Origin of the sequence: Faecalibacterium sp. AF28-13AC (genome assembly GCF_003478405.1) — a bacterium.
GTDB classification, from domain to species: Bacteria; Bacillota; Clostridia; order Oscillospirales; family Ruminococcaceae; genus Faecalibacterium; species Faecalibacterium prausnitzii_E.
In genome coordinates, this window is the sequence record NZ_QUFG01000028.1 from 1 (window position 1) to 2,612 (window position 2,612).

Below are 2,612 nucleotides of genomic sequence, written 5' to 3' on the forward strand. Positions count from 1 at the left end.
ACTTTCTGCCGCTTGTTCTGCGGCACTCAAAAATAAAATTATTCGGCTGCATTTTCATCCGACAGGTCAATTTCATACAGGTCAAAACTTTCGTCCTGTGCGACTACCTGCTGCCGTTTCCGGCGCAGGGTGGATAAGAACCTGTCCACATCAAAGGTGTTTTTCTTGTCCGCGTCCGCAAGGTATTTGTAGTGCGGGTGCTTGGTGATGTCGAACTTCTCCGAGAAGAACGGCCTCACACCCCGCAGCTGCAAAATACATCTGCCGCCGTCCATGATTGCGATTTCGTCCTCTGACATCAACGCCTTTCCTAGTTTTTGATAGTTCAGTCCGTGGGAGGTTTGAGAGCCCCGGTTTTCGCTGGTGTTGAAACTGTCGATAGTCTCTTTCCCCAGCGCATCGGAGATCTCTTTGGCATTTTTGCCCCGCCCACTCAAAAAGAGAACAGAATCGCAGTTGTCCGAAATGATTTCGGCGGCATCTTTGTAGATGGCTTTCAGCTGCGACTGGCTCTGCAAAATGATGGATGCCGAGATTTCCCGGCTGCGGATGGTGGCGATCAGCTTGTCGAAGTTGGGTATCTGCCCGATGTTGGCGAACTCGTCCAGAACCAGTCGCACATGGACAGGCAGCCGACCGCCGTATTTATCATCCGCACGGTCACACAGCAGGTTGATAAGCTGGCTTTGGAGCATGGCAAGAATGAAGTTGAAGGTGGTGTCCGTGTCGCTCATAATCAGGAACAGCACGGTCTTTTCATCCCCGATGGTGTCCAGCTCCATTTCATCGTCCTCCATCAGCTCCCGCACCTCCCGGATGTCAAATGGGGCTAAACGGGCACCACAGCTTATCAGGATGGAAGAACGGGTCTTGCCTGCCGACAGCAAAAACTTTTTGTATTGCCGGACGGCGAAGTGGTCCGGGTCTTTCTGTTCCAGCCGCTCAAACATGAGGTCCACCGGGCTTTGGAAGTCTAGGTCATCCTCGCGGGCTTCACTGGCATTTATCATTTCCAGCAGGGTGGTGAAGTTCATTTCCTCTGCCGGGGCCTCATACCAGATGTAGCCGATAAGCGCGGTGTAGAACAGCCGTTCTGACTTCACCCAAAAATCTTCTGCTGATTTTTCACCCTCGCCCTTGGTGTTGGCGATAAGGGTATTCACCAGCTTCAGCACGTCTTTTTCCGAGTGGATGTAGACAAAGGGGTTGTACTTCATGGACTTGGAAAAGTTTATCGTGTTCAGGATTTTTACACGGTAGCCTGCCCGCTGGAACATTTGGCCAGTTTCCAGAACCAGAGTACCTTTCGGGTCTGTGACTACGAATGAGGTGGGATAGTCGGAAGTAGGAAAACATTGCATGAGGTTGGGCTTGACATAGAAGCGGGTCTTGCCGCTGCCGGAGCCGCCGATCACAAGCACATTTTTGTTCCGGGCTGTTTTGGGGTCTTTGGGCCGCCCGGTCATGGTCAGGCGTTCGGTCTGGGTCAGCAGGATGTTGTTTTCAAACTTGAGGTCGATGTACGGGGCAATGTCCTTGGCGGTGCCCCATCGGGCAGAGCCGTATTCTTCACCCTTGCGGTATTTCTTGGCGTTCTTGCCTTTGCTGTACACGATGAGCCGGACAGCCACCGCCCCGGCAAGGCCCACGCACAGGTCAAACGGATGCAGGCTGGGCAGCGGGTTTGCAAAGGCGGCGGAGATGCCGCTCGTCAGGTGGAGCAGCTTTGCCGAAGCATCCACGCCCGCAGCCAGACGGTACGCCTGCCCGCATTTGGCGAACAGGTACACGAACAGCAGATACGGCAGATTCAGCAACAGCAGTTTTTTCAGTTCAGGCTTCATCGTTCCAGCCCCCTTTGCTTGATTTTTTCCTTCGCACGTTTCGGCTGCTGGGCGGCTTTCTGCTTGGCTGCTGTCAGCACCTTGCGGATGGAGGGCCGCTGCTCCTTGGAGAGTGTTTTGGCCGTAAACTCCCGGAACGCCTGTTCCAGATTGTCCGCATCCTTGGCCTTGAAGATCACGATGTAATGGGACGGCTGGGTGGTCTTGTCCTTGCGCAGAGTAAAGTCCACGCCGTACTTCTTGGCGCAGGGTTTGAATGCCCCGATGTTCGCTTCCGTGACTTCAATGTTGGTCAGGGCCGCGCCGTGGGCTTTCAGCTGTTTCAGGCTTTGCCTGCCATGGTGCAGTTTTGGCCCCTTGGCCCGGTGTTGCAAATATTTTTTCAGGGCAGCTTGCAGCGCTTGGGCGGTGAGCTTGCCCGTTTTCATGGACAGGGCAATGGTTTTCTGGGTGACTTCTTCCTGCATTCAGCATTCCTCCTTGGCAGGTAGTCGGAAAAGCGGCAGCTAGGGTGGAACCACCAGCCGCCGCAGGTAAAGGGGTCTCATGGGTGGACGCTCCTTTCGGTCAGTTGTTGGGCGGGCGGCCCCAATCAGGCTGCGCCATATCGTGCGCCACAAGGGACGCATAGTAGCTGTTGATGGTGCTGGGCGCGTTAAAAAGCATGGCCCGCAGGTATTGCTTGATGTTGCGGACTTTGGTGGTGTTGTCCCGCAGGCAGTCCATGACGAACTCGATGTGATGGCTGTCCAGCTTCAAGAATTTCGC

General features: G+C 54.6%; 3 protein-coding genes. All 3 read right to left on the reverse strand.

What is annotated here, in order from left to right; genetic code table 11:
• Positions 1-38: 38 nt before the first annotated feature.
• Positions 39-1,844 carry a VirD4-like conjugal transfer protein, CD1115 family gene (locus DWY95_RS16695; RefSeq protein WP_118554333.1) on the reverse strand — a complete coding sequence of 602 codons (1,806 nt, stop codon included), beginning with the start codon at positions 1,842-1,844 and terminating at the stop codon, positions 39-41.
• Entirely contained in the window at positions 1,841-2,311 is a 471-nt protein-coding gene (locus DWY95_RS16700; RefSeq protein WP_118554334.1) for a PcfB family protein, read from the reverse strand. The genes DWY95_RS16695 and DWY95_RS16700 overlap by 4 nt, the downstream gene beginning before the upstream one ends.
• A gap of 100 nt (positions 2,312-2,411) precedes the next feature.
• Positions 2,412-2,612, reverse strand: a 201-nt coding sequence (locus DWY95_RS16705) for a DUF6017 domain-containing protein (RefSeq protein WP_243082899.1), incomplete at its 5' end; no start/stop codon positions are given.

What these genes read in the sequence shown, in the direction of transcription:
- DWY95_RS16695 (WP_118554333.1), bottom strand. Translation starts at nt 1,844, where the DNA reads ATGAAGCCTGAACTGAAAAAACTGCTGTTGCTGAATCTGCCGTATCTG.
- DWY95_RS16700 (WP_118554334.1), bottom strand. Translation starts at nt 2,311, where the DNA reads ATGCAGGAAGAAGTCACCCAGAAAACCATTGCCCTGTCCATGAAAACG.